General features: G+C 67.3%; 17 protein-coding genes. 6 read left to right on the top strand and 11 right to left on the bottom strand.

The window, feature by feature from the left end:
- Window positions 1-104: 104 nt before the first annotated feature.
- A complete protein-coding gene (locus ACZ5YA_RS06920; protein WP_251879824.1) occupies window positions 105-650 on the top strand; it encodes a TetR/AcrR family transcriptional regulator in 546 nt (181 codons plus the stop codon).
- A 70-nt stretch (window positions 651-720) separates the two neighbouring features.
- On the opposite strand, the gene ACZ5YA_RS06915 is transcribed toward ACZ5YA_RS06920, so the two are convergent.
- Window positions 721-1,116 carry a hypothetical protein gene (locus ACZ5YA_RS06915; RefSeq protein ID WP_059380110.1) on the bottom strand — a complete coding sequence of 132 codons (396 nt, stop codon included), beginning with the start codon at window positions 1,114-1,116 and terminating at the stop codon, window positions 721-723.
- A 112-nt stretch (window positions 1,117-1,228) separates the two neighbouring features.
- Here ACZ5YA_RS06915 and ACZ5YA_RS06910 point away from each other — a divergent pair, with 112 nt between their 5' ends.
- Window positions 1,229-2,125: a LysR family transcriptional regulator gene (locus ACZ5YA_RS06910; protein ID WP_280016847.1), complete on the top strand. Its 897-nt coding sequence runs from the start codon at window positions 1,229-1,231 to the stop codon at window positions 2,123-2,125.
- A 47-nt stretch (window positions 2,126-2,172) separates the two neighbouring features.
- Here the strand turns inward: ACZ5YA_RS06910 and ACZ5YA_RS06905 are convergent, their stop codons facing one another.
- The 7 genes from ACZ5YA_RS06905 to ACZ5YA_RS06875 form a co-directional block, all read right to left on the bottom strand.
- A complete protein-coding gene (locus ACZ5YA_RS06905) occupies window positions 2,173-3,567 on the bottom strand; it encodes a M20 family metallopeptidase (RefSeq protein WP_118933933.1) in 1,395 nt (464 codons plus the stop codon).
- Window positions 3,564-4,535 carry an ABC transporter ATP-binding protein gene (locus ACZ5YA_RS06900; RefSeq protein WP_059380107.1) on the bottom strand — a complete coding sequence of 324 codons (972 nt, stop codon included), beginning with the start codon at window positions 4,533-4,535 and terminating at the stop codon, window positions 3,564-3,566. The genes ACZ5YA_RS06905 and ACZ5YA_RS06900 overlap by 4 nt, the downstream gene beginning before the upstream one ends.
- Complete coding sequence (locus ACZ5YA_RS06895; protein ID WP_251879831.1) at window positions 4,532-5,521, bottom strand: ABC transporter ATP-binding protein; 990 nt, start codon at window positions 5,519-5,521, stop codon at window positions 4,532-4,534. Before ACZ5YA_RS06895 ends, ACZ5YA_RS06900 begins: the two co-directional genes overlap by 4 nt.
- 2 nt (window positions 5,522-5,523) lie before the next feature.
- A complete protein-coding gene (locus ACZ5YA_RS06890) occupies window positions 5,524-6,432 on the bottom strand; it encodes an ABC transporter permease (protein ID WP_251879834.1) in 909 nt (302 codons plus the stop codon).
- Between the two features lies 1 nt (window position 6,433).
- A complete protein-coding gene (locus ACZ5YA_RS06885; protein ID WP_054456461.1) occupies window positions 6,434-7,351 on the bottom strand; it encodes an ABC transporter permease in 918 nt (305 codons plus the stop codon).
- A 65-nt stretch (window positions 7,352-7,416) separates the two neighbouring features.
- Window positions 7,417-8,988, bottom strand: a complete 1,572-nt coding sequence (locus ACZ5YA_RS06880) for an ABC transporter substrate-binding protein (protein WP_464092238.1) — start codon at window positions 8,986-8,988, stop codon at window positions 7,417-7,419.
- Window positions 8,989-9,076: 88 nt separating this feature from the next.
- Window positions 9,077-9,811 carry a GntR family transcriptional regulator gene (locus tag ACZ5YA_RS06875; RefSeq protein WP_373429148.1) on the bottom strand — a complete coding sequence of 245 codons (735 nt, stop codon included), beginning with the start codon at window positions 9,809-9,811 and terminating at the stop codon, window positions 9,077-9,079.
- 222 nt (window positions 9,812-10,033) lie between these two features.
- Here ACZ5YA_RS06875 and ACZ5YA_RS06870 point away from each other — a divergent pair, with 222 nt between their 5' ends.
- The 3 genes from ACZ5YA_RS06870 (at window position 10,034) to ACZ5YA_RS06860 (ending at window position 14,001) form a co-directional block, all read left to right on the top strand.
- Window positions 10,034-11,230 carry a pyridoxal-phosphate-dependent aminotransferase family protein gene (locus ACZ5YA_RS06870; protein WP_464092237.1) on the top strand — a complete coding sequence of 399 codons (1,197 nt, stop codon included), beginning with the start codon at window positions 10,034-10,036 and terminating at the stop codon, window positions 11,228-11,230.
- Window positions 11,231-11,254: 24 nt separating this feature from the next.
- Window positions 11,255-12,307 (top strand): serine hydrolase domain-containing protein, encoded by a 1,053-nt coding sequence (locus tag ACZ5YA_RS06865; RefSeq protein ID WP_251879838.1) that lies wholly within the window; start codon window positions 11,255-11,257, stop codon window positions 12,305-12,307.
- Between the two features lie 683 nt (window positions 12,308-12,990).
- On the top strand, window positions 12,991-14,001 hold the full coding sequence (locus tag ACZ5YA_RS06860; RefSeq protein WP_464092236.1) for an aldo/keto reductase: 1,011 nt from the start codon (window positions 12,991-12,993) through the stop codon (window positions 13,999-14,001).
- Window positions 14,002-14,057: 56 nt separating this feature from the next.
- Here ACZ5YA_RS06860 and ACZ5YA_RS06855 read toward each other — a convergent pair whose 3' ends face one another.
- Entirely contained in the window at window positions 14,058-15,398 is a 1,341-nt protein-coding gene (locus ACZ5YA_RS06855; RefSeq protein WP_059380578.1) for an MFS transporter, read from the bottom strand.
- Window positions 15,399-15,484: 86 nt separating this feature from the next.
- Window positions 15,485-17,122 (bottom strand): GMC family oxidoreductase, encoded by a 1,638-nt coding sequence (locus ACZ5YA_RS06850; RefSeq protein ID WP_464092235.1) that lies wholly within the window; start codon window positions 17,120-17,122, stop codon window positions 15,485-15,487.
- 192 nt (window positions 17,123-17,314) lie between these two features.
- On the opposite strand from ACZ5YA_RS06850, the gene ACZ5YA_RS06845 reads away from it, so the two are divergent.
- On the top strand, window positions 17,315-18,148 hold the full coding sequence (locus ACZ5YA_RS06845) for an IclR family transcriptional regulator (protein WP_373429128.1): 834 nt from the start codon (window positions 17,315-17,317) through the stop codon (window positions 18,146-18,148).
- 26 nt (window positions 18,149-18,174) lie between these two features.
- On the opposite strand, the gene ACZ5YA_RS06840 is transcribed toward ACZ5YA_RS06845, so the two are convergent.
- Complete coding sequence (locus ACZ5YA_RS06840; protein ID WP_187774106.1) at window positions 18,175-18,888, bottom strand: GntR family transcriptional regulator; 714 nt, start codon at window positions 18,886-18,888, stop codon at window positions 18,175-18,177.
- Between the last annotated feature and the right edge of the window lie 24 nt (window positions 18,889-18,912).

The raw sequence follows: 18,912 nt of genomic DNA, 5'->3' as shown, positions 1-18,912 counted from the left end.
AAAGCGCGGAAGGGTAGTATTTTCTCGCGATGATTACGGCACGACCCTCTTCTTTACCGCAAGACAAGCGTCTCACCAAGGGTGAACGTACACGGGCTCAACTTCTGGAGGTCGCGGCGGCGGAATTCGCGGAACGCGGATTTCAGCATACCCGGATCAGCGACATCGTCGCCCGGGCCGGCGTGACCCAGCCTGTCTTCTATCAATACTTCGCCGGCAAACAGGCGGCCTACGACGAACTCGTGGGCCTGTTCGCGCAGCGCCTGCGCCAGGCCATCGGCCAGGCGCGCATGCCGGACGGCCTGCAGGACGCCGGATTGGACAGCCGCGTCCGCCTGGGCGTGAGCGGCCTGCTCGCCATTCTGCAGGAAGATCCGAACCTGACGCGCATCGGCTTCTTCCAGGCCGCCGAGGCCGAGGCGCTCAAGAACGAGCTGGCGGCGATGATCGCCGACAACGTGAGGGCCGAGCAGCAGGTGGGCCTGCTCCGCGAGGACATTCCGGCCGACTGGTACGCCCAATCCATGATGGGCATCATCGAACGGTTTACGCGGCAGGAGCCGGATGCGGCCGGGCAGCAGGCCCTGGCGGAAGTCATCACCAGCCTGCTGCTGGACGGGATACGAAAGCCACTCCGACAAGCCTCCTAGCCGGAGGCTTTTTTTTGGCCGGACTCTGGTTGCGGTCCGGGCCTGAATCGCGGGCGCGCCCGTCCGGCCCTCAAGCCCAGGTTTCTTGCAGATACATCCATTGCGGCTGGCCGCCGGGCTGGACGGCAAACAGCGCCGTCGCCCGCCGCTGGGTCGCGCCCGCGCTCCAGGCGTGGCGTTCACGGTAACTCAGTAAAACCGAATCCGCGCCGGCGTGCAGCACGGCCAGCTCGTCGATGTCGATCTTCAGACCGGGGCGGGCGCCTCGCAACCTGCCGAACAAGGCCGGCAAAGCCTCCGCGGGCAGGCGCTGGCCGTCGGCCGCGATCATGCTGAAGCCGGGCGAAAAGTCCTCGAGCAGGCTGGCCAACTGCGCGTCGGGAGCATCGGGCGAGCCTATCCACTGTTCGATACGAGAATGGACGTCGAGAGTCAGGCGCAGGCAATGGGAAGAAAGATCTGACATGGGAAGGATCCATGGAAAGGGTGCGCCATTCTAGGAGCCGTGTTGTTCCCGAAAAACGACCTGTCGATGGATATACTGTTCGTGTTTTTTTGACAATCTATCCAGGCCTTCCATGATCAATCTGAATCGTCTGGCAATGTATGCGGCGGTAGCCGAGGCCGGTTCTTTTACGGCGGCGGCCGAGGCGCTGGGCACGACCAAGGCGGTGGTCAGCTTCAACGTCAAGCAGTTGGAACAGGAACTGGGCGTGGCGTTGCTGACGCGCAGCACCCGGCGGCTGGCGTTGACCGAAGCGGGCGAAGGCTTCTACGGCCACTGCGCGCGCCTGCTGCGCGACGCCGAGGCGGCGGTGGACGAGGCGCGTTCCGGCCAGACGGCCTTGTCGGGCAGCCTGCGGGTGACGGCGTCGGTGGACTACGGCAACCGGGTGGTGGCGCCGGCGCTGGCGGCATTCGCGCGCGCGCATCCCGCCTTGCGGGTGGATTACCGCGCCGGGTCGGCGCATGCGGACCTGATCGCCGAGCGTCTGGACCTGGCCATACGGGTGGGGATGTTGGAGGATTCCAGCTACCGCGCCACGCGCATCGGCCAGTTCAAGCTGTGGATCGTGGCCAGTCCGGACCTGTTGGCGCAGCACGGCGCGCCGCGCACGCCGCAGGCGCTGGCAGCGTTGCCCTGGCTGGCCAACCGCCCTGGCCGCAGCGATCGCTGGCGGCTGACGGACAGCAAGGGCCGCGAGCACGAGCTGCGCGTGGCGCCCGTGGCGCAGGCCGACACCGCCTCGGCGCTCCTGGCGTTCGCCGAGGCCGGATGCGGCGTGGCCGCGTTGCCGGAATGGCTGCTGGAAGAGCCTTTGGCGCGCGGCTCGCTGCAACGCCTGCTGCCTTCGTATGCGCTGCCGCGCCTGGAGGTCTACGCGGTCTATCCCGACACTCGCCACGTCAGCGCCAAGGTTCGGCGCTTCATCGATTTCCTGCGGGAGCGGCTGGGGCCGTCCGGCAAGGCTTAAGGCCGGCGCATGGTCCTTTGAATGCGAACGGGCCGTGGCCTCGCGTCTCAGCGCTCCAATGCCGGCGTGCCGCCCGCGCCCAAGTCCCAATACAGTCCCGTCATCAGGCTCAACGCCTGCCGCAGCAAAGCCGGCGGCAAGTGTTCATTCGGCGCGTGCTGGGAACAGCCTGGATAGGAGTGCGGCACCCAGATCGTGCGCAGGCCCAGCACGTCGGTGAAGATGTCGTTGGGCAGGGAACCGCCCAGGTTGGGCAGCACGGCGGTCTTGGCGCCGGAGGTGCGCTCCAGCGAATCCACCGCCCAGCGCACCCAGGCGTCGTCGGGGTCGATGCGGGTGGCGCGGAACATGTTCTCGCGCGTCAGCGTGATCTGGACCATGGGAAAGCCCTGGCGGTCCAGGTGGCGGCGTAGGGCGGGGACCAGGTCGTCCGGATCCACGCCCACCACGAAGCGCAATTGGCAGCGCGCCCAGGCGCGCGGCGGAATGGCGTTGACGGGCGTGTCGGGATTGCCGGTCTTGTACGCCAGCACCTCGAACGAGCACCAGCCGAACACGCGTTCGGCCGGCGACAGGCCCGGCTCGCCCCACCAGGGCTCGATCTCCGGGCCGTCGGCGCCGCCGTCCACCTGGCAATCGGCCAGGGCGCGCCGCACGGCGTCGGGCAGTTCACGCGGCACCCATTCCGGGATGCGGATCTGGCCGGAGGGCGAAACCAGGGAGGAGATGGCATGGGCCAGCTGGATGCCCGGGTTGGAGATCAGGCCGCCCCAGTTGCCCGAATGATGTCCGCCCGCGCGGGCCTCGATGCTCAGGTCGAAGTTCAGGCTGCCGCGCGCGCCGAGGAAGATGGTTGGGCGTTCGGCGCTCAGCCGCGGGCCGTCGGAGGCGATGAGCAGGTCCGCCGCCAGCATTGCGCGATGCTCCTCGCACAGGTCGCGCAGGCCCATGGAGCCGGTTTCCTCACCCATCTCGATCAGGTACTTGGCGTTGAAGCCCAGCTTGCCGCGCGTTTCCAGCACCAGGCGCAGCGCCTCCATGTTGATGCTGTGCTGGCCCTTGTTGTCGGCGATGCCGCGGCCATACCAGCGGCCCTCGGACTCGGTCAGCGCCCAGGGCGACAGGCCTTCCTTCCATTCCTTTTCCAGGCCGCGGATGACGTCCCCATGGCCGTAGCCCAATACGGTGGGCAGGGCGGGGTCCTCGATGCGCTCGGCATACAGGAACGGCGCCAGCGCCTTGGGGTGCGTCAGCGTGCGGCAGGTGAAGCCCAGGGCCTCGAAGGCGGGCCGGATCTCGGCTTCCAGGTAGGCGGCGAGTTCGGGCGCGCGCGCGGGGTTCTGGCTCTCGGTGGGCTGGGCCAGGCGGCGAGCCAAGAGCGCGCGGAAGGCGCCGGAATCAAAACACTGTTCCGCCTGGGCGATGGCTTGTGCGCGGGTCATGATGGCTGGGCTCCGTTGGAGGTAGGGGGATAGAGGTGGCAGGCCACCACGGATTGTTCGCGCCGGACCAATGCCGGGCGCTCGGTCTTGCATTGCGCCATGGCTTGCTGGCAGCGCGGATGGAACGGGCAGCCCGGGGGCGGACGCAGCGGGTCCGGGAACGACAGGCCCAGGCCCATGTCGGGTATGCCCAGGCCGGGTTCGGGCGTCAGCACCGAGGCCAGCAGCGCCTGCGTGTAGGGATGGCGCGGATCATGGAACAGCTGCGCGGTGGCGGCGGATTCCACCACCCGGCCCAGGTACATCACCGCCACCTGGGTGGCGATGTGCTCCACCACCGCCAGGTTGTGGCTGATGAAGACATAGGTCAGATTGAACTCGCGCCGCAGGTCCATCAGCAGGTTCATGATCTGCGCCTGCACCGACACGTCCAGCGCCGAGGTCGGCTCGTCGCAGATGACGATCTCGGGATGCATCACCAGCGCCCGCGCAATCGCCACGCGCTGGCGCTGCCCGCCGGACAACTGGCCCGGCGTGTTGTGGGCCAGCCGCGGCGGCAGGCCCACGCGCTCCAGCATTTCGATGGCCTTGTGTTGCTTCGGATTGGCGATGCCGTGCACTTCCAGCGGCAGCGACACAATGGAAGCGATGGAGCGGCGCGGATTGAGCGAAGAATACGGATCCTGGAAGATAGGCTGGACGCGGCGGGCGAGCGCGCGCCGGCCCAGGCTGCGGATGTCCTGGCCGTCGAGCCGGATCGCGCCTTCGGTGGGCGGCGTCAGCCCCAGCAGCATGCGCGCCAGCGTGGATTTGCCGCAGCCGGATTCGCCCACGATGCCCAGCACCGCGCCGCGCTCCACCGCCAGGTCCACGCCGTTGACGGCGTGCAGCGTGCTGCGCGGCCGGAACATGCCCGACCGGATCGAGAATTGCCTGCTGACGGCCTCGGCTTGCAGCAAGGGGCTCATGCCGGGACTCCTTCGGATTCGAGGATGCAGCGCCATTGCTGGCCCGAGGCGGCGCCATGCACGGGCACCTCATGGCGGCATTGCGGCTGGGCGTGCGGGCAGCGGTCGCGGAAGGCGCAGCCTTGCAGCTCGCCCACCAGCGCGGGCACGACGCCGGGTATGGTGCCCAGCGCCTCGCCGGGCGGCGTGCGTCCAGGTACGGGGATACAGCCCAGGAGCCCCTGGGTGTAGGGATGACGCGGCGAGGCGAACAGTTCCGCCACCGGTCCTTCTTCCACGATCTGGCCCGCGTACATCACCGCCACCTGGCGCGCGATGCGCGCCACCACGCCCAGGTCGTGGGTGATCAGCACCATGGCGATGCCCAGCTCGGCCTGCAGGTCGGCCAGCAGGCGCAGGATCTGCGCCTGGATGGTGACGTCCAGCGCGGTGCTGGGCTCGTCGGCGATCAGCAGTTCCGGTCCGCACATCAGCGCCATGGCGATCATCACGCGTTGGCGCAGGCCGCCCGACAACTGGTGCGGATACTGCGACAGGCGCTGCGCCGCCGAGGCGATGCCGACCTTCTCCAGCAGTTCCACCGCGCGGTCGCGCGCCTGGCGCGCGCCGGCCTTGCAGTGGTGGATGTAATGCTCGGTCAGCTGCTCGCCGATGGCGTAGGCGGGATTCAGCGCCGTCATGGGTTCCTGGAAGATCATCGCCATCTTGCTGCCGCGCAAGGCGTTGATGCGGCCGCCGCGTGCGTTCGAGAGGTCTTCGCCCAGCACCGCCAGCCGGCGCGTGCTGCGGCGGGCAGCCTTGGGCAAGAGCCCCATGATGGCCAGCGAGGTCATGGACTTGCCGCAGCCGGATTCCCCCACCAGGCACAGCGTTTCGCCGCGCCGGACCTGGAAGGACACGTCGCGCACCGCATGCAGCGGGCCGCGCGGCGTGGCGATGTCGACGGTCAGGCCCTGCACATCCAGCACGATGTCGGTGTCGCTCATGCTCAGGCCCTCTCTTCAGGCGTCAGGAGTTGATGCAGCCCGTCGCCGGCCAGGTTGATCGCGAAGATCAGCAAGGCCAGCGCCGACCCGGGGATGGCGATCAGCCAGAACGAGAAGAACATATAGGCCTTGGCCTCCGAGATCATCAGGCCCCACGACGGCAGCGGCGGCTGCACGCCCAGGCCCAGGAAGGACAGGGAGGCTTCCAGCAGGATGGCGCTGGCGGCTTCCAGCGTGGCGATCACGATCAGCTGCGGCACCACGTTGGGCAACACTTCGCCCCAGACGATGCGCCAGGTGGACGCGCCCGCCGCCTGCGCCGCGGCCACGTATTCCAGCGAGCGCACCTGCTGGGTGGCGCTGCGCATCACCACCGCGTAGCGGTCCCACTTGAGCAGCCCCAGGACCAGGATCACCACCCAGAGCGAGCCGCCGACGATGGCGACGGTGGCCAGCGCCACCAGGATCACGGGCATGGACAAACGGGTGGTGATCAGGAACGACACCGCCATGTCGACCTTGCCGCCGAAGTAGCCGGCCGCCATCCCCATGGCCGTGCCGATCAGGCCCGAGATCAGCGCCACGCTGATGCCGATCAAGAGCGAGATGCGGGCGCCGTAGAACAGGCGCGACATATAGTCGCGGCCCAGCTGGTCGGTGCCCAGCGGATGCAGCCAGGTGCCCTTGGCGTACCAGACCGGCGGCGCGGTGCGGTAGGCCAGGTCCTGATAATAGGGATCGTGCGGCGAGATCCAGGGCGCGAACAACGCGATCAATACGATGACGAGCAGGATGCCGCCGCCGGCCAGCAGCGCCTTGTTGCGCCGCAGCCGCCGCCAGCGCAGGGCGGACGCGGACAGTTCCAGCGGCGCCGGGGCGCCGGTAGCGGGGGTAAGGGTAGGCGTGTTCATGTCAGGACACCCGGATGCGCGGGTCCAGCCACGCGTTGGCGATATCGGCGGCCAGGGTCAGCAGCACGTACAGCACCGACAGCAGCAGCACGATGAGCTGCATCACGGGATAGTCCTTGTAGGTGATGCTCTGGTAGGCCAGGTAGCCCAGCCCGTCCAGCGCGAAAATGGTCTCGATGACGACCGAGCCGCCCAGCAGGTAGCCCAGCTGCACCGCCGCCAGCGCCACCACCGGCACGATGGCGTTGCGCAGCGCATGCTTGAAGACGATCTTGCGCGCCGGCAGACCCTTGGCGCGGGCGGTGCGGATGTAGTCGGCGGCCAGGACTTCGATCATGCCGGCGCGGATCAGGCGCATGAAGGCAGGGGCCACGTAGTACCCCAGCGCGATCGCCGGCATCACGAAATGCTGCCAGCTGCCGCTGCCCGACACCGGCAGGATGCGCAGCGAGATCGAGAACAGCATGATCAGGATCAGCGCGAAGAAGAAGTTGGGCAGCGCCTGTCCCAGCACGGCGATGGCCAGGCAGATGCGGTCGATCAGGCTGCCCTTGTACAGCGCCGCCAGCACGCCCAGCGGAATCGAGATCAGGAGCGCGAAGGCCAGCGCGCCCAGGCCCAGCAGCAGGGTGGTCTTGAGCTTGGAGAGGATCAGCGGCCCGGCCTCGGTCTTGAAATACACCGAGGTGCCGAAGTCGCCCTGCAGGATATGCCAGAGCCAGTCCGCGTACTGCACCGCCAGCGGCCGGTCCAGGCCGTAGGTCTTGCGGATCATGTCGATGTCGGCCTGGCGCGCGCCTTCGCCGGCCAGGGCTAGCGCCGGGTCGCCGGACAGGTGCAGCAGCAGGAACGCCAGGATCGAAACCGTCAGCGCCACCAGCACCGCCAGGCCCAGGCGCCTGATCGTGAAATACAGCATAGGGCTTCCTCTTCGTTGGACTCACGCCGGCCCGGCGCGATGCCGGGCCGGCGCGGGGCCGTGCCTTACTTCCAGCTCATGTCCCAGAAGCGCACCAGTTCATCCGAATAGGGTTTGAAGTTCACGTCCTTGGTGGCCACGTAGTAGGCGGGCAGGGTCCACAGCGGCACCGCGTAGGCCTTCTGCGCGATCAGGTCCAGCGCCTGCTTGTAGGCGGCGTTGCGCGCGGCGCTGTCGATGGTGCGGTCGCCCTTGGTGAGCAGGTCGCGCACCTGCGCGTCGCGGGTGACGTCGTCGTTGCCGAAGGCGAAGTACACCGGCGTGGACGCGGACACGTCGTTGACCAGGTTGGAGCCCCAGGTCTGGTGCGTGAGCGAGGCCTTGTTGGCGCGGATCATGTCGCGCATGGCGGCGTATTGCAGGAAGTTGAGCTTGGCGCGGATGCCGACCGCCTGCAGGTAGTTGATGATGGCTTCGGTCTGGTTGCGCTCGCGGTAGGCCACCAGGTCGATGTCGAAGCCATTGGGGTAGCCGGCTTCCGCCAGCAGCTTCTTGGCCTGGGCCGGATCGTACTTGTAGACCGGCGCGCCTTCCTGCGTGCAGCCCGTCTGCGAAGGAGTGCAGATGGTGTTGATGAGGCCGCCGCCTTCGCCCACGATGTTCTTCAACATGGATTCGCGGTCGATGGCGTGGATGATGGCGCGGCGTACGCGTTCGTCCTTGAGCTGCGGGGCCGGCGTGCCTTCCTGGATGTTCATCTGCATGAACACGATGCGCATGGTGTTGCCGGTGACCATCTGCAGCGAGGGCATGCCGCCCAGCTGCTCGGCCTGGTCCTTGGGCACGCTCATGATCAAGTCCTCGCCGCCCGAGATGACCTCGGCCATCTGCGTCTGGCGGTCGGGGATGAAGCGGATCACCACCTTGCCGATCTTGGGCTGGGCCTTGGGCGAATCCTTGAAGTAATCGGCATTGCGTTCCAGCGTGATGGACTTGCCCGGCTGGTAATCCACCACCTTGTAGGGACCGGAGCCCACCGGCTTGGCGTTCATGCCCTTGGGGCCGACTTCCTGGTAGTACTTGGCCGGATGGATGGCGGCGGTGGTGGACAGGTATTCCTTGGCGCCGGGGAAGGGCTCCTTGGTGATCAGGCGCACCTTGTATTTGTCGATCTTCTCGACCTTGTCGATCCAGGCCACGTTCTGCTGCGTCACGGCCTTGTTCTTCGGATCCGCCACATAGTTCAGCGTGTAAACCACCGAGTCCGCATCGAACTCCTCGTCGTTATGGAATTTGACGCCTTCGCGCAGTTCGAATTCCATGGTCTTGTCGTCGACCTGCTTCCAGCTCTTGGCGAGCTGCCCCTTGTACTCGTTGGTGACCGGGTCGCGGTAGAGCAGGGTGTCCCAGACGTTGGCGGCGATGATGACGCCGATCCGCACGTTGTTGTAGTAGGGGTCCACGCTTTCTGGCGCCTGGTCGTAGGCCATGCGCAAGGTGTCGTCCTTCTTGCCGGCCAGCGCCGGCTGGGCCGCCAGCGTGGCGCAGGCCAGCAGGGCGGCAGCCAGGGCCTTGAGGGGGAGAGGGCTGCGCCAGGTCGGCGCGGATGCTGCGGGGGTGACGCGGAAATCAGTCATGGTGAGGCTCCTGTGGAAGTCACTGCACGTACTGCTTATCTGCCATCTTGTCGCGGGCGGCGCGGCCCGCTGCGCTGCCTGCGGCGGGTCAGCCGGAATCGGCCGCCGCCGCGGGCGGCTGGGTAAGGGTCTTCAACGCGGCCTCGCACTTGCGCTGCAAGTGCTGGCGCATGATGCCGGCCAGCCGGTCCGCGTCGCGCGCGTCCAGGGCCTCGGCCATCTCGATGTGCTCGCGCATCGCCAGATCCCATTTCTGGCGGTTTTCGTTCGAGACGAAACGCAGGTTCTGGATGCGCGCGTTCTGCGCGTCGTACAGCTGCTTGAGCAGGCTGTTGTGCGCGGCCAGGCTGATGCGTTCGTGGATCTCGCGATTGGTGCGGAAATAGGTGGGCAGGTCGTGGCGCGCGTGGCTGGCCATCATTTCGTAGGTCAGCGCGCGGATCTCGGCGATCTCGGTGGCCGTGGCCCGTTCGCAGGCCAGCCGGCAGGACATGGCCTCCAGCCCGCCGATGACCTCGAAGGCTTCGCGGATGTTGGCCTCCGACAGCGCCACCACTTGCGCGCCGCGGTTCGGCTCGATCTGTACCAGGCCTTCGGCGGCCAGCACGCGGAAGGCTTCGCGCAAGGGCGTGCGGGACACGCCCAGCAGGTCGCACAGGGTGCGTTCGTTCAGCCGCGTGCCGGGCGGAAATTCGCCCTGGATGATGCGTTCGCGCAGTTGCCCGGCCACCGTGGCCGGCAGCGTGCGGCCGTTGCCCATGCCGCGGGCCGCGGACGGCGGGGCGGTTTCGGCGGCCACGCTGGCGGCGCCGGAATCAGGCATCAGGCTGGAAACGCTGCTCATTGGTATACAAAAATTCCCCGTGTTTTGCGAGACTATAAACCCGTCTTTCGGTATCGCCTGATGGGTGTATACCCTAGGTTATTAACGCAAAAACAATGGGATAGAGTGACGCATGCCGCAAGTCCGCGCGTTGGGCAAGCCCTGCTTGTCTGCCCTGCGCTTTTCATTGGTATACAAAAATATTCCACTTTGGGACTACGCATGCTTACCCTGAACAGTCATCCGTCCGGCCGGCATTTCCTGCAGATTCCGGGGCCGACCAACGTGCCCGACCGCGTGCTGCGCGCCATCGACCAGCCCACCATCGACCATCGCGGACCCGAGTTCGGGGTGTTGGGTCTGGCGGTGCTGGAAGGCGTCAAGCAGGTGTTCCAGACGCAGTCGCCGGTGGTGATCTTTCCGTCGTCCGGCACCGGCGCCTGGGAAGCCGCCCTGGTCAACACCTTGTCGCTCGGCGACCGCGTGTTGATGGTCGAGACCGGCCATTTCGCCAGCCTGTGGCGCAAGCTGGCAGGGCGGCTGGGCCTGGAGGTGGACTTCCTGGAAGGCGACTGGCGCCACCCGGTGGACGCGGCCGCCATCGCCGCCCGCCTGGCCGACGACCAGGGGCGCAAGATCAAGGCCGTGTGCGTGGTGCACAACGAAACCTCCACCGGCGTGACCAGCGACATTGCGGCCGTGCGCGCCGCGATCGACGGCGCCGCGCATCCGGCGCTGCTGATGGTGGACACGATTTCGTCGCTGGGCTCCATCGAATACCGCCACGACGAATGGGGCGTGGACGTGACCGTGGCCGGCTCGCAGAAAGGGCTGATGCTGCCGCCAGGCCTGGCCTTCAACGCCGTCAGCGCGCGCGCCCTGGCCGCGGCCGACGAGGCGCGGCTGCCGCGTTCTTATTGGGACTGGCGCGAGATGCTCACCGCCAACGCCCGCGGCTACTTTCCGTACACGCCGTCGACCAATCTGCTTTACGGCCTGCATGAAGCCCTGGCCATGCTGCGCGAAGAAGGCTTGCCGCAAGTCTTCGCGCGCCACCAGCGCCACGCCCAGGCCACGCGCCTGGCCCTGGCCGGTTGGGGTCTGGAGCTGCTGAGCCTGGATCCGGCCGCGCACAGCCCGGCGCTGACCGCGGTGATCATGCCGCAAGGCCATGGGGCCGACGCCTTCCGCAAGCTGGTGCTGGAACGCTTCGACATGTCGCTGGGACAGGGCCTGGGCAAGCTCACCGACCGCGTGTTCCGCATCGGCCACCTGGGCCACTTCAACGACCTGACGCTGTGCGGCACGCTGGCCGGCGTGGAAATGGGCCTGGGCGCGGCAGGCGTACCGCATCGCGCGGGCGGCGTGCAGGCGGCAATGGAATTCCTGGCCGGGGCGCGTGCAAACGCCCCGGCCTGAGACACACACATAACGAGGGAAACGATGAACACACTCATGCAGCAGGCGATCCAGTTCGCCAACGACCACGAATCCGCCTGGGACCGCAGCGTCAAGGGCAACTTCGGCGTACACCTGAACGATCCGCCGCCTTGGAACCGCCTGCTGGGCCCGATCCACGACCGCGGCCCCGTGTCCGGCGTGGTCACCGTGCGCGGCGAGACCCTCGCGTCCTGGGGCGAGCCCGAACGCGCCGACCTGACCTTCAGCGTGGCCAAGCTGTACCTGGCGATCCTGGCCGGCGTGGCCCATGACCGGGGCCTGCTGCCGGACGTGGATGAACCGGTGGGCAAGCGCGTGCCGGGCATCGGCTTCGATGAAGGGCAGAACGCCGACATCACCTGGCGCCATCTGTTGCAGCAGACCAGCGAATGGGAAGGCGAACGCTTCGGCGTATCGGACCAGGCCGACCGCTACCGCGCTGTCACCTTCGGCGTGCCGCCGGACGGCAAAAAGGGCGAGGCGCGGCCTTTGCAGCGTCCCGGCACGTACTGGGAATACAACGATGTGCGCATCAACCAGCTGTCATATGCGCTGCTGCACCTGTTCCGCAAGCCCTTGCCCGAGGTCTTCCGAGAAGCCGTCACGCGGCCCATCGGCGCCAGCGAAGACTGGCAATGGGTGGGCTACGACAACGCCTGGGTCGAGATCGACGGCCAGCGCATGCCGTCCGTGCCTGGCGGTTCGCACTGGGGCGGCGGCATGTCCATCAGCGCCCGCGATCAGGCGCTGATCGGCCAGATGCTGCTGAACGACGGCATGGCCAATGGTCGCCGCATCCTGTCCAGCGAATGGATCCGGGACATGCGCACGCCATGCGCGATCGCGCCGTATTACGGCTATCTGATCTGGCTGAACCATGAAGGCCGCGTGTTCCCCAGCGTGCCGGCTTCCAGCTTCTTTGGCGTGGGGGCGGGCAGCTCGTTTACCTGGGTGGAGCCGGAACGGCAGATGGTGGTGATTGTGCGCTGGCTGAACTCGGCCCACGCCGACGCGCTGTTCGGCAAGATCCTGGAGGCTGTGGACGCTGGGGTTTAGATCGTTGTTGGCTTGGCTTGAGGATATCGAGGGGCTTCGAGCATGCGGATGTCGGGGTTCTGAACCGCCGAGGCCACCCTGCGCCATTCCGATGCTCGCCCCATTGGGGCTGCGCTTCGGATGGCTCCGGGCGGCCTCGGCTGACTCTCGCCTGATGCGATGGTTGTTCCCCGTTCATGGGTGGATGCCCTGAGCCGGTGGCCGGGCGGAGGGATCCGAAGCGCAGCCCCACCGGGGCGAGCATCGGAATCCCGCAGTCCGGGCGCCGGCGGCTCAAGAACCCAGCCTCGCAAAACCGAAACGGCAGGGCTTCGAGCTTGCGGATGCCAGGGTTCTTTAGCCGCCTAGGCCACCCGGCGCCATTCCGATGCTCGCCCCAGTGGGCTGCGCTTCGGATGGCTCCGGGCAGCCTCGGCTGACAGTCGCCTGATGCGATGGCTTTGACCCCGCTCATGGGCAGACACCATGAGCCGGTGGCCGGGCGGAGGGATCCGAAGCGCAGCCCCACCGGGGCGAGCATCGGAATCCCGCAGTCTGGACGCCGGCGGCTCAAGAACCCCAGCCTTACAAAACCAAACGTCAACAATCCACCCAAGAATGCCCCGGATGCGAATTTGACTGGCGCGGGCTTAACGTTGCATGCTCCCGCCTAATCCATTTCCGTGAACGAGAGGAAGCCAACCATGAACTACCGCCGCCTCGGCCGCAGCAATCTCCGCGTCTCTCCGCTCTGCCTGGGCACCATGATGTTCGGCGAGCAGACCCCCGACGACGAAGCCGCCCGCATTGTCGCGTCCGCGCGTGACCATGGTTTGAACTTCATCGACACCGCCGACGTCTACAACGGCGGCCGCTCCGAAGAAGTGGTTGGCAAGCTGCTGAAAGGCCAGCGCCACGACTGGGTGCTCGCCAGCAAGATCGGCAACGCCGTCGGTGTAGGCCCGAACCAGGCCCACTATTCGCGCCAGTGGCTCATGCGCGGCGTCGAGGAAAGCCTCACGCGCCTGGGCACCGACTTCATGGACATCCTCTACCTGCACCGCGACTACCACGAGGAAAACCTCGAAGAAGCGCTGTGGGCGCTGGGCGACCTGATCCGCGCCGGCATGCTGCGCAGCTTCGGCCTGTCCAACTTCCGCGGCTGGCGCATCGCCGAGGTCATGCGCCTGTGCGAAAAAATGGGCGTGCCGCAACCCGTGGTGTGCCAGCCTTACTACAACATGCTCAACCGCGGCCCCGAAGTCGAGATCTTGCCCGCCTGCAAGCACTACGGCCTGGGCGTCGTGCCCTACAGCCCGATCGCGCGCGGCGTGCTTACCGGCAAGTATCTGCCGGGCCAGGCGCCCGCGGCCGATACCCGCGCCGGACGCGGCGACCGCCGCATCCTGGCGACCGAGTTCCGCGAAGAGTCCCTGGAAATCGCGCAGAAGCTGGTCGCGCACGCGGCCGCGCGCGGCACGCAGGCGGGCCATTTCGCCACTGCCTGGGTGCTGGCCAATCCCGTCATCACCGCGGTCATCGCCGGCCCGCGTACCCTGGCGCAGATGGAGGACTACTACGCGGCCCTGGACGTGAAGATAACGGCCGAGGACGAGGCCGTCGTCAATGACTGGGTGACGCCGGGCCATGCTTCGAGCCACGGCTACAACGACCCAAACTACCCGTTCTACGGCCGCCCGGTAGCGGCGGCCTGATACGGGCATAGTCCCAGGGTAAGAAGCGCCGGCCCGCATGGCCGGCGCTTTCACGTTCAGGCCTTGCCCAATCCCCCGCGCGGCATGGCAGGCGGCGCGGCCGCTTCCAATTCAGCCGGCTGCACGCCGCGCCCGATCAGCATGGCGCAGATCGCCGATACCACCCCCGCGAACAGCACGTACAGGCAGATCAGCCAAGGCTGGCCGCCGCCCGTCTTCAACAGCGCCGTTGCGATGATGGGCGTGATGCCCGAGGCGAAGATCCCCGAGAACTGATAGACGAAGGAAATCCCCGTGTAGCGCACCTTGGCGTCGAACAGCTCGCAGAACAGCGCCGCCTCCGGCCCGTACACCGCGGCGTAAAGGATGCCGAACGGAATGATGATCGCGAGCCAGATCAGCATCACGCTGCCCTGGCTGTTGAGCATCAGCCAGAATCCGGGGAAGGACGCCGCCGCAGTGATGAGCGATCCCCAGAAATAGACCCGGGTGCGGCCGATGCGGTCGGACAGCCGGCCGAAGAAAGGGATGAAGAAGCACATCACCAGGGCCGCGGCCATCACCCCGATCAGCGCTTCGGTCCGGCTGATCTGCACCGTCTGCGTCAGGTACGAGATCGAGAACACGCCGAACACGTTGAAGAACACGCCGTCGATATAGCGCGCGCCCATGCCCTTGAAGACATTGCCCGGATAGCGCTTGAGCATGTCGAAGAACGGAATGCGGCTCTCGGCGTTGTTGGCCTTGACCGCCGCGAACTCGGGCGTCTCCTTGATGTTCAGGCGGATGTACATGCCCACCAGCACCATGGCGGCCGACGCCAGGAAGGCGATGCGCCAGCCCCAGGCCATGAACTGCGCATCCGTCAGCAGCGTGGACAGCAGCGCCACCGTGCCCGAGGCCAGGCACAGCCCGATGGCCAGCCCGATCTGCGGCAGCGAGGCATAAAAGCCTTTCTTGCCCGGTGGCGCGTATTCGTATGCCATCAGCACCGCGCCGCCCCATTCGCCACCCAGCCCTATGCCCTGGAACACGCGCAGCAAAAGCAGCAGGATCGGCGCCCAGATGCCGATGCTGTCGTAGGTCGGCACCAGCCCGATCAGGAAGGTGGCGATGCCCATGATCATCAGCGTCATCACCAGCATGCTCTTTCTGCCGATGCGGTCGCCGAAGTGACCGAAGATCAGGCCGCCCAGCGGCCGCGTGACGAAACCGACGGCAAAGGTGGTGTAGGCCAGCATGGTCGAGACCACCGGGTCGCCCGTGGGGAAGTACAGCTTGTTGAACACGATGCCCGCGACGACGCCATACAGGAAAAAGTCGTACCACTCGATGGTGGCGCCGATCAGCGACGCGGCGACGACTTTGCGCACCGCGGCTTCGTTTTGCTTGGCCATGTCTAGTCTCCTTTGGTGGGGCGGTCGGGCAATCTGCGTTGTCCTGCGCCTTGGGGTTCTGCTATCCGGGGTCCGTCATCTCCAATTCAGGCGGCGACGCGCAGCGCCTGCGGCTGCGCTTGCCTGAGGTCCTGCAACATGAATTCGGCCGCGCGTTCGGCCAGCATCACCACCGGCACGTTGGTGTTGCCCGACACCAGCGTCGGCATGATGGAGCAGTCCACCACCCGCAGCCCGGCCACGCCGTGCACGCGCAGGCGCTCGTCCACCACGGCCATCGGGTCGCTGGACGGCCCCATCTTGGCGGTGCCGGACGGGTGGAAGATCGTGGCGCCGTATTCGCGACAGAAGTGCAGGATCTCGTCGTCCGTGCGCACCTCCGGCCCGGGGCGGAACTCGCGTTTCATCAGGCCGGCCAGCGGTTCGGTGGCAGCGAGCCTGCGCGCATATTTCACTGCGGCGACCGCCATCTTGCGGTCCAGTTCGGTGGACAGGTAATTGGGTTGCATGGACGGCGCTTCGAACGGGTCCGCGCTGCGCAGTTGGACCCGGCCGCGCGACGTGGGCCGCAGCTGGCACACCGAATAGGTGCAGCCCGAGAACGGATGCACCTTGCCGCCCGCCATGTCGGCCGACAGCGTGGCGAAATGGAACTGCGTGTCGGGCGTGCGGCTGGCAGGATCCACGCGGCAGAACACGCCGCCCTGGTTGATGCCCACCGCCAGCGGCCCGCCGCGGAACAGCAGCCATTCCAGGCCCATGCGGGCGCGGCCCGTCAGGCTGCGCAACTGGTCGTTGGTGGTGATGGGGCGGGTGGTCTCGTAGATCAGCCGGATCTGCAAATGGTCCTGCAGGTTCTCGCCCACGCCCGGCAGGTCGCGCACCACGCCAATGCCGAACTGGCGCAGCAGGGCCGCGGGGCCGACGCCGGACAGTTGCAGCAGCTGCGGCGATTGCAGGGCGCCCGCGCACAGCACCACTTCGCGGCGGGCGCGCACGGTGTGCACCTGGCCGTCGTGCCGGTAGCGCACGCCGCAGGCGCGGCGGCCCTCGAACAGCACGGCCATGGCGTGCGCGTCGGTTTCCACGCGCAGATTGCTGCGGTCCTGCGCCGGGCGCAGGTAGGCCACGGCGGTGGAGCAGCGGCGGCCGTTGCGCGTGGTGAGCTGGTAGTAACCCACGCCCTCCTGGTCGCCGGTATTGAAGTCCTGCACATGCGGCAAGCCCAGCTTTTGCGCGGCGCCGATCAGCGCTTCCACCAGCGGATGCGCCGTCTTGATCGAGGTGGCGTTGAGCATGCCTTCGGTGCCGCGCGTGGGGCCGGGACCGAGATCATTGTTCTCCAGCTTGCGGAAATAGGGCAGGCATTCGTCCCAGCTCCAGCCGGGATTGCCGGCGGCGGCCCAGGCGTCGTAGTCCTGCCGCTGGCCGCGGATGTAGATCAGGCCGTTAATGGAGCTGGAGCCGCCCAGCGTGCGGCCGCGCGGCCAGTAGATGCGCCGGTCCAGCATGCCGGGGTCGGGGTCGGTGTAATAGCCCCAGTTCAAGACCTTGTGGAACATCGTCTTGCCGTAGCCGATGGGGATGTGTATCCACGGGTTGCTGTCCTTGGGGCCGGCTTCCAGCAGGCAGACGCTGTGCGCGCCGCTGGCGCTCAGCCGGTTGGCCATCACACATCCGGCCGAGCCGGCGCCAACCACGATGTAATCCACGGTATCGGACATGTCCGCAAGCTCTCCCTGCAGCAGGGCACCGCGCCAAGCCTATGGCGCGTTAACCCTGCTTGTCGTTGTGGGGCGCACTTATATACTGGATCGATGCCGGCGCCTGGGCGCTGCGGCATTTGAGGCGATTCTAGGAAGCGCGCGCGCAGAGCAAAGCACAACAGGCGCAGGGGCGGAAAAGTGGAACAGAATATGCAGATTCAGTTTCAAAATCGCGGTGCAACATCGGCGCAGCAGGCCGACGACGCCGCCAGCCATCAAGAGGCCGCGCGTTCGCTGCGGGCGCTGGTGGTGCTAGACCACCTGGCGCGCGCCCAGCATCCGCCCACGCTGGCGCAACTGGCGCAGCGGCTGGATATGCCCAAGACCACCTTGATGCGCCTGCTGGCGGCCATGCAGCGCGCCGGCTTCGTGGCCGCCACGCCCACCGAGAACGGCTTCGTGCCGGGGCCGCAGGCAGCCACCCTGGCGCTGGCCACCTTGCGCGCCTCCGCCTTCACGCGCGCCTGCCGCGCCGTCCTGGCCCAGCTGGTCGGTACCCTGGGCGAAACCTGCAACCTGACCGCGCCCGACGGCGACCGCGTGGTCTACATGGAACGCGTGGAAACCGCCGAGCCGCTACGCCTGTTCTTCGCGGTGGGCAGCCACGTACCCATGCATTGCACCGCCAGCGGCAAGCTGTTCCTGGCGTCCATGAACCGGTTGGAGCGCGGGCGGGTGCTGGCGCGCCTGCCGTTGACACGCAACACGCCGCGCACGCTGACGGACCCGGCCAGGCTGGAAGAGGAGCTCGAAAGATTGGCCGCGCGCGGCATCGGCATCGATAACGAGGAATTCGTGCGCGGCATGAGCGCCGTGGCGGTGCCGGTGCGCGACGCGGACGACCGCGTGGTGGCGGCGGTGGCCTGCCATGCGCCGACGGCGCGCGTGATGCTGGACGACCTGCTGCGCGCGGTGCCGGTGCTGGAACGCGCCGCGCGGGCCATGCACGACGTACTCGCGCAGCACCGAACCGGCGCGACGTAACGGCGCGGCCTCGGGCCTGCGGGTTTTCAATCGGGCGTGAACAGGTCCGGCGGCAGGCGCGCCACGGCGTCGTAGGTCAGGCGGATGTGGGCGGCCAGCAGGTCACAGGCGCGGTCGGCATCGCGCGCCAGCGTGGCGTCCAGGATGCCCTTGTGCTCATCGTCCAGGTCGCGCGCGATGGGTTTGCGCGTGACGGTCAGGCGGCGGTAGCGCTCGGCCTGCTGGTACAGGATGCCCAGGAAATGATGCAGCCAGCGCGACGGACAGGCGCGGATCAGTTCGCGGTGGAATTCGCGGTTGCGCTGTTCCCATTCTTCAAAGCGGGTGTCGGGGTCGGCGGCCAGGCGCTGTTCGGCCTTGCTCAGCCGATGGAAGGCGGCCAGCACCGCGCTTTCCCAGTCGTCGTCGCCCAGCGCGATGGACTGGCGCAGGGCCTGGGTTTCAAGCAGCACGCGGTTCTCGGTGATGTCGCGGAAGTCTTCCAACGAAATCGGCGTGACGTGGAAGCCGCGCTGTCCTTGCGCGATGACCAGCGCGTCCGACACCAGCAGCGCCAGCGCTTCGCGCAGCGTGCCTGCGCCCACGCCGTAATCGTCCTTCAGGTGTTCGACGCGCAGGCGGGAACCCGGCGGATGCACGCCCTGGATGATGTCGCGGCGCAGGTTGACATAGGCCGCGCCGACCAGGGTGTTGGCCGAGGCGGAATGGGCGAGCGGGGGGAGGGTGGCGCCGTCTGACATGGGAGCTACTTTATCACTGCGTTC

The sequence above is a fragment of the Achromobacter sp. JCM 18799 genome, from assembly GCF_055395645.1.
Note: the sequence above shows the minus strand (reverse complement) of the source record. Positions and strands in the feature narration are given on the sequence as shown.

Bases quoted from the DNA above. Each gene is read 5' to 3' on its own strand.
- ACZ5YA_RS06915 (WP_059380110.1), bottom strand. From the start codon at position 1,116: ATGTCAGATCTTTCTTCCCATTGCCTGCGCCTGACTCTCGACGTCCAT.
- ACZ5YA_RS06910 (WP_280016847.1), top strand. From the start codon at position 1,229: ATGATCAATCTGAATCGTCTGGCAATGTATGCGGCGGTAGCCGAGGCC.
- ACZ5YA_RS06905 (WP_118933933.1), bottom strand. From the start codon at position 3,567: ATGACCCGCGCACAAGCCATCGCCCAGGCGGAACAGTGTTTTGATTCC.
- ACZ5YA_RS06900 (WP_059380107.1), bottom strand. From the start codon at position 4,535: ATGAGCCCCTTGCTGCAAGCCGAGGCCGTCAGCAGGCAATTCTCGATC.
- ACZ5YA_RS06895 (WP_251879831.1), bottom strand. From the start codon at position 5,521: ATGAGCGACACCGACATCGTGCTGGATGTGCAGGGCCTGACCGTCGAC.
- ACZ5YA_RS06890 (WP_251879834.1), bottom strand. From the start codon at position 6,432: ATGAACACGCCTACCCTTACCCCCGCTACCGGCGCCCCGGCGCCGCTG.
- ACZ5YA_RS06885 (WP_054456461.1), bottom strand. From the start codon at position 7,351: ATGCTGTATTTCACGATCAGGCGCCTGGGCCTGGCGGTGCTGGTGGCG.
- ACZ5YA_RS06880 (WP_464092238.1), bottom strand. From the start codon at position 8,988: ATGACTGATTTCCGCGTCACCCCCGCAGCATCCGCGCCGACCTGGCGC.
- ACZ5YA_RS06875 (WP_373429148.1), bottom strand. From the start codon at position 9,811: ATGCCTGATTCCGGCGCCGCCAGCGTGGCCGCCGAAACCGCCCCGCCG.
- ACZ5YA_RS06870 (WP_464092237.1), top strand. From the start codon at position 10,034: ATGCTTACCCTGAACAGTCATCCGTCCGGCCGGCATTTCCTGCAGATT.
- ACZ5YA_RS06865 (WP_251879838.1), top strand. From the start codon at position 11,255: ATGAACACACTCATGCAGCAGGCGATCCAGTTCGCCAACGACCACGAA.
- ACZ5YA_RS06860 (WP_464092236.1), top strand. From the start codon at position 12,991: ATGAACTACCGCCGCCTCGGCCGCAGCAATCTCCGCGTCTCTCCGCTC.
- ACZ5YA_RS06855 (WP_059380578.1), bottom strand. From the start codon at position 15,398: ATGGCCAAGCAAAACGAAGCCGCGGTGCGCAAAGTCGTCGCCGCGTCG.
- ACZ5YA_RS06850 (WP_464092235.1), bottom strand. From the start codon at position 17,122: ATGTCCGATACCGTGGATTACATCGTGGTTGGCGCCGGCTCGGCCGGA.
- ACZ5YA_RS06845 (WP_373429128.1), top strand. From the start codon at position 17,315: ATGCAGATTCAGTTTCAAAATCGCGGTGCAACATCGGCGCAGCAGGCC.
- ACZ5YA_RS06840 (WP_187774106.1), bottom strand. From the start codon at position 18,888: ATGTCAGACGGCGCCACCCTCCCCCCGCTCGCCCATTCCGCCTCGGCC.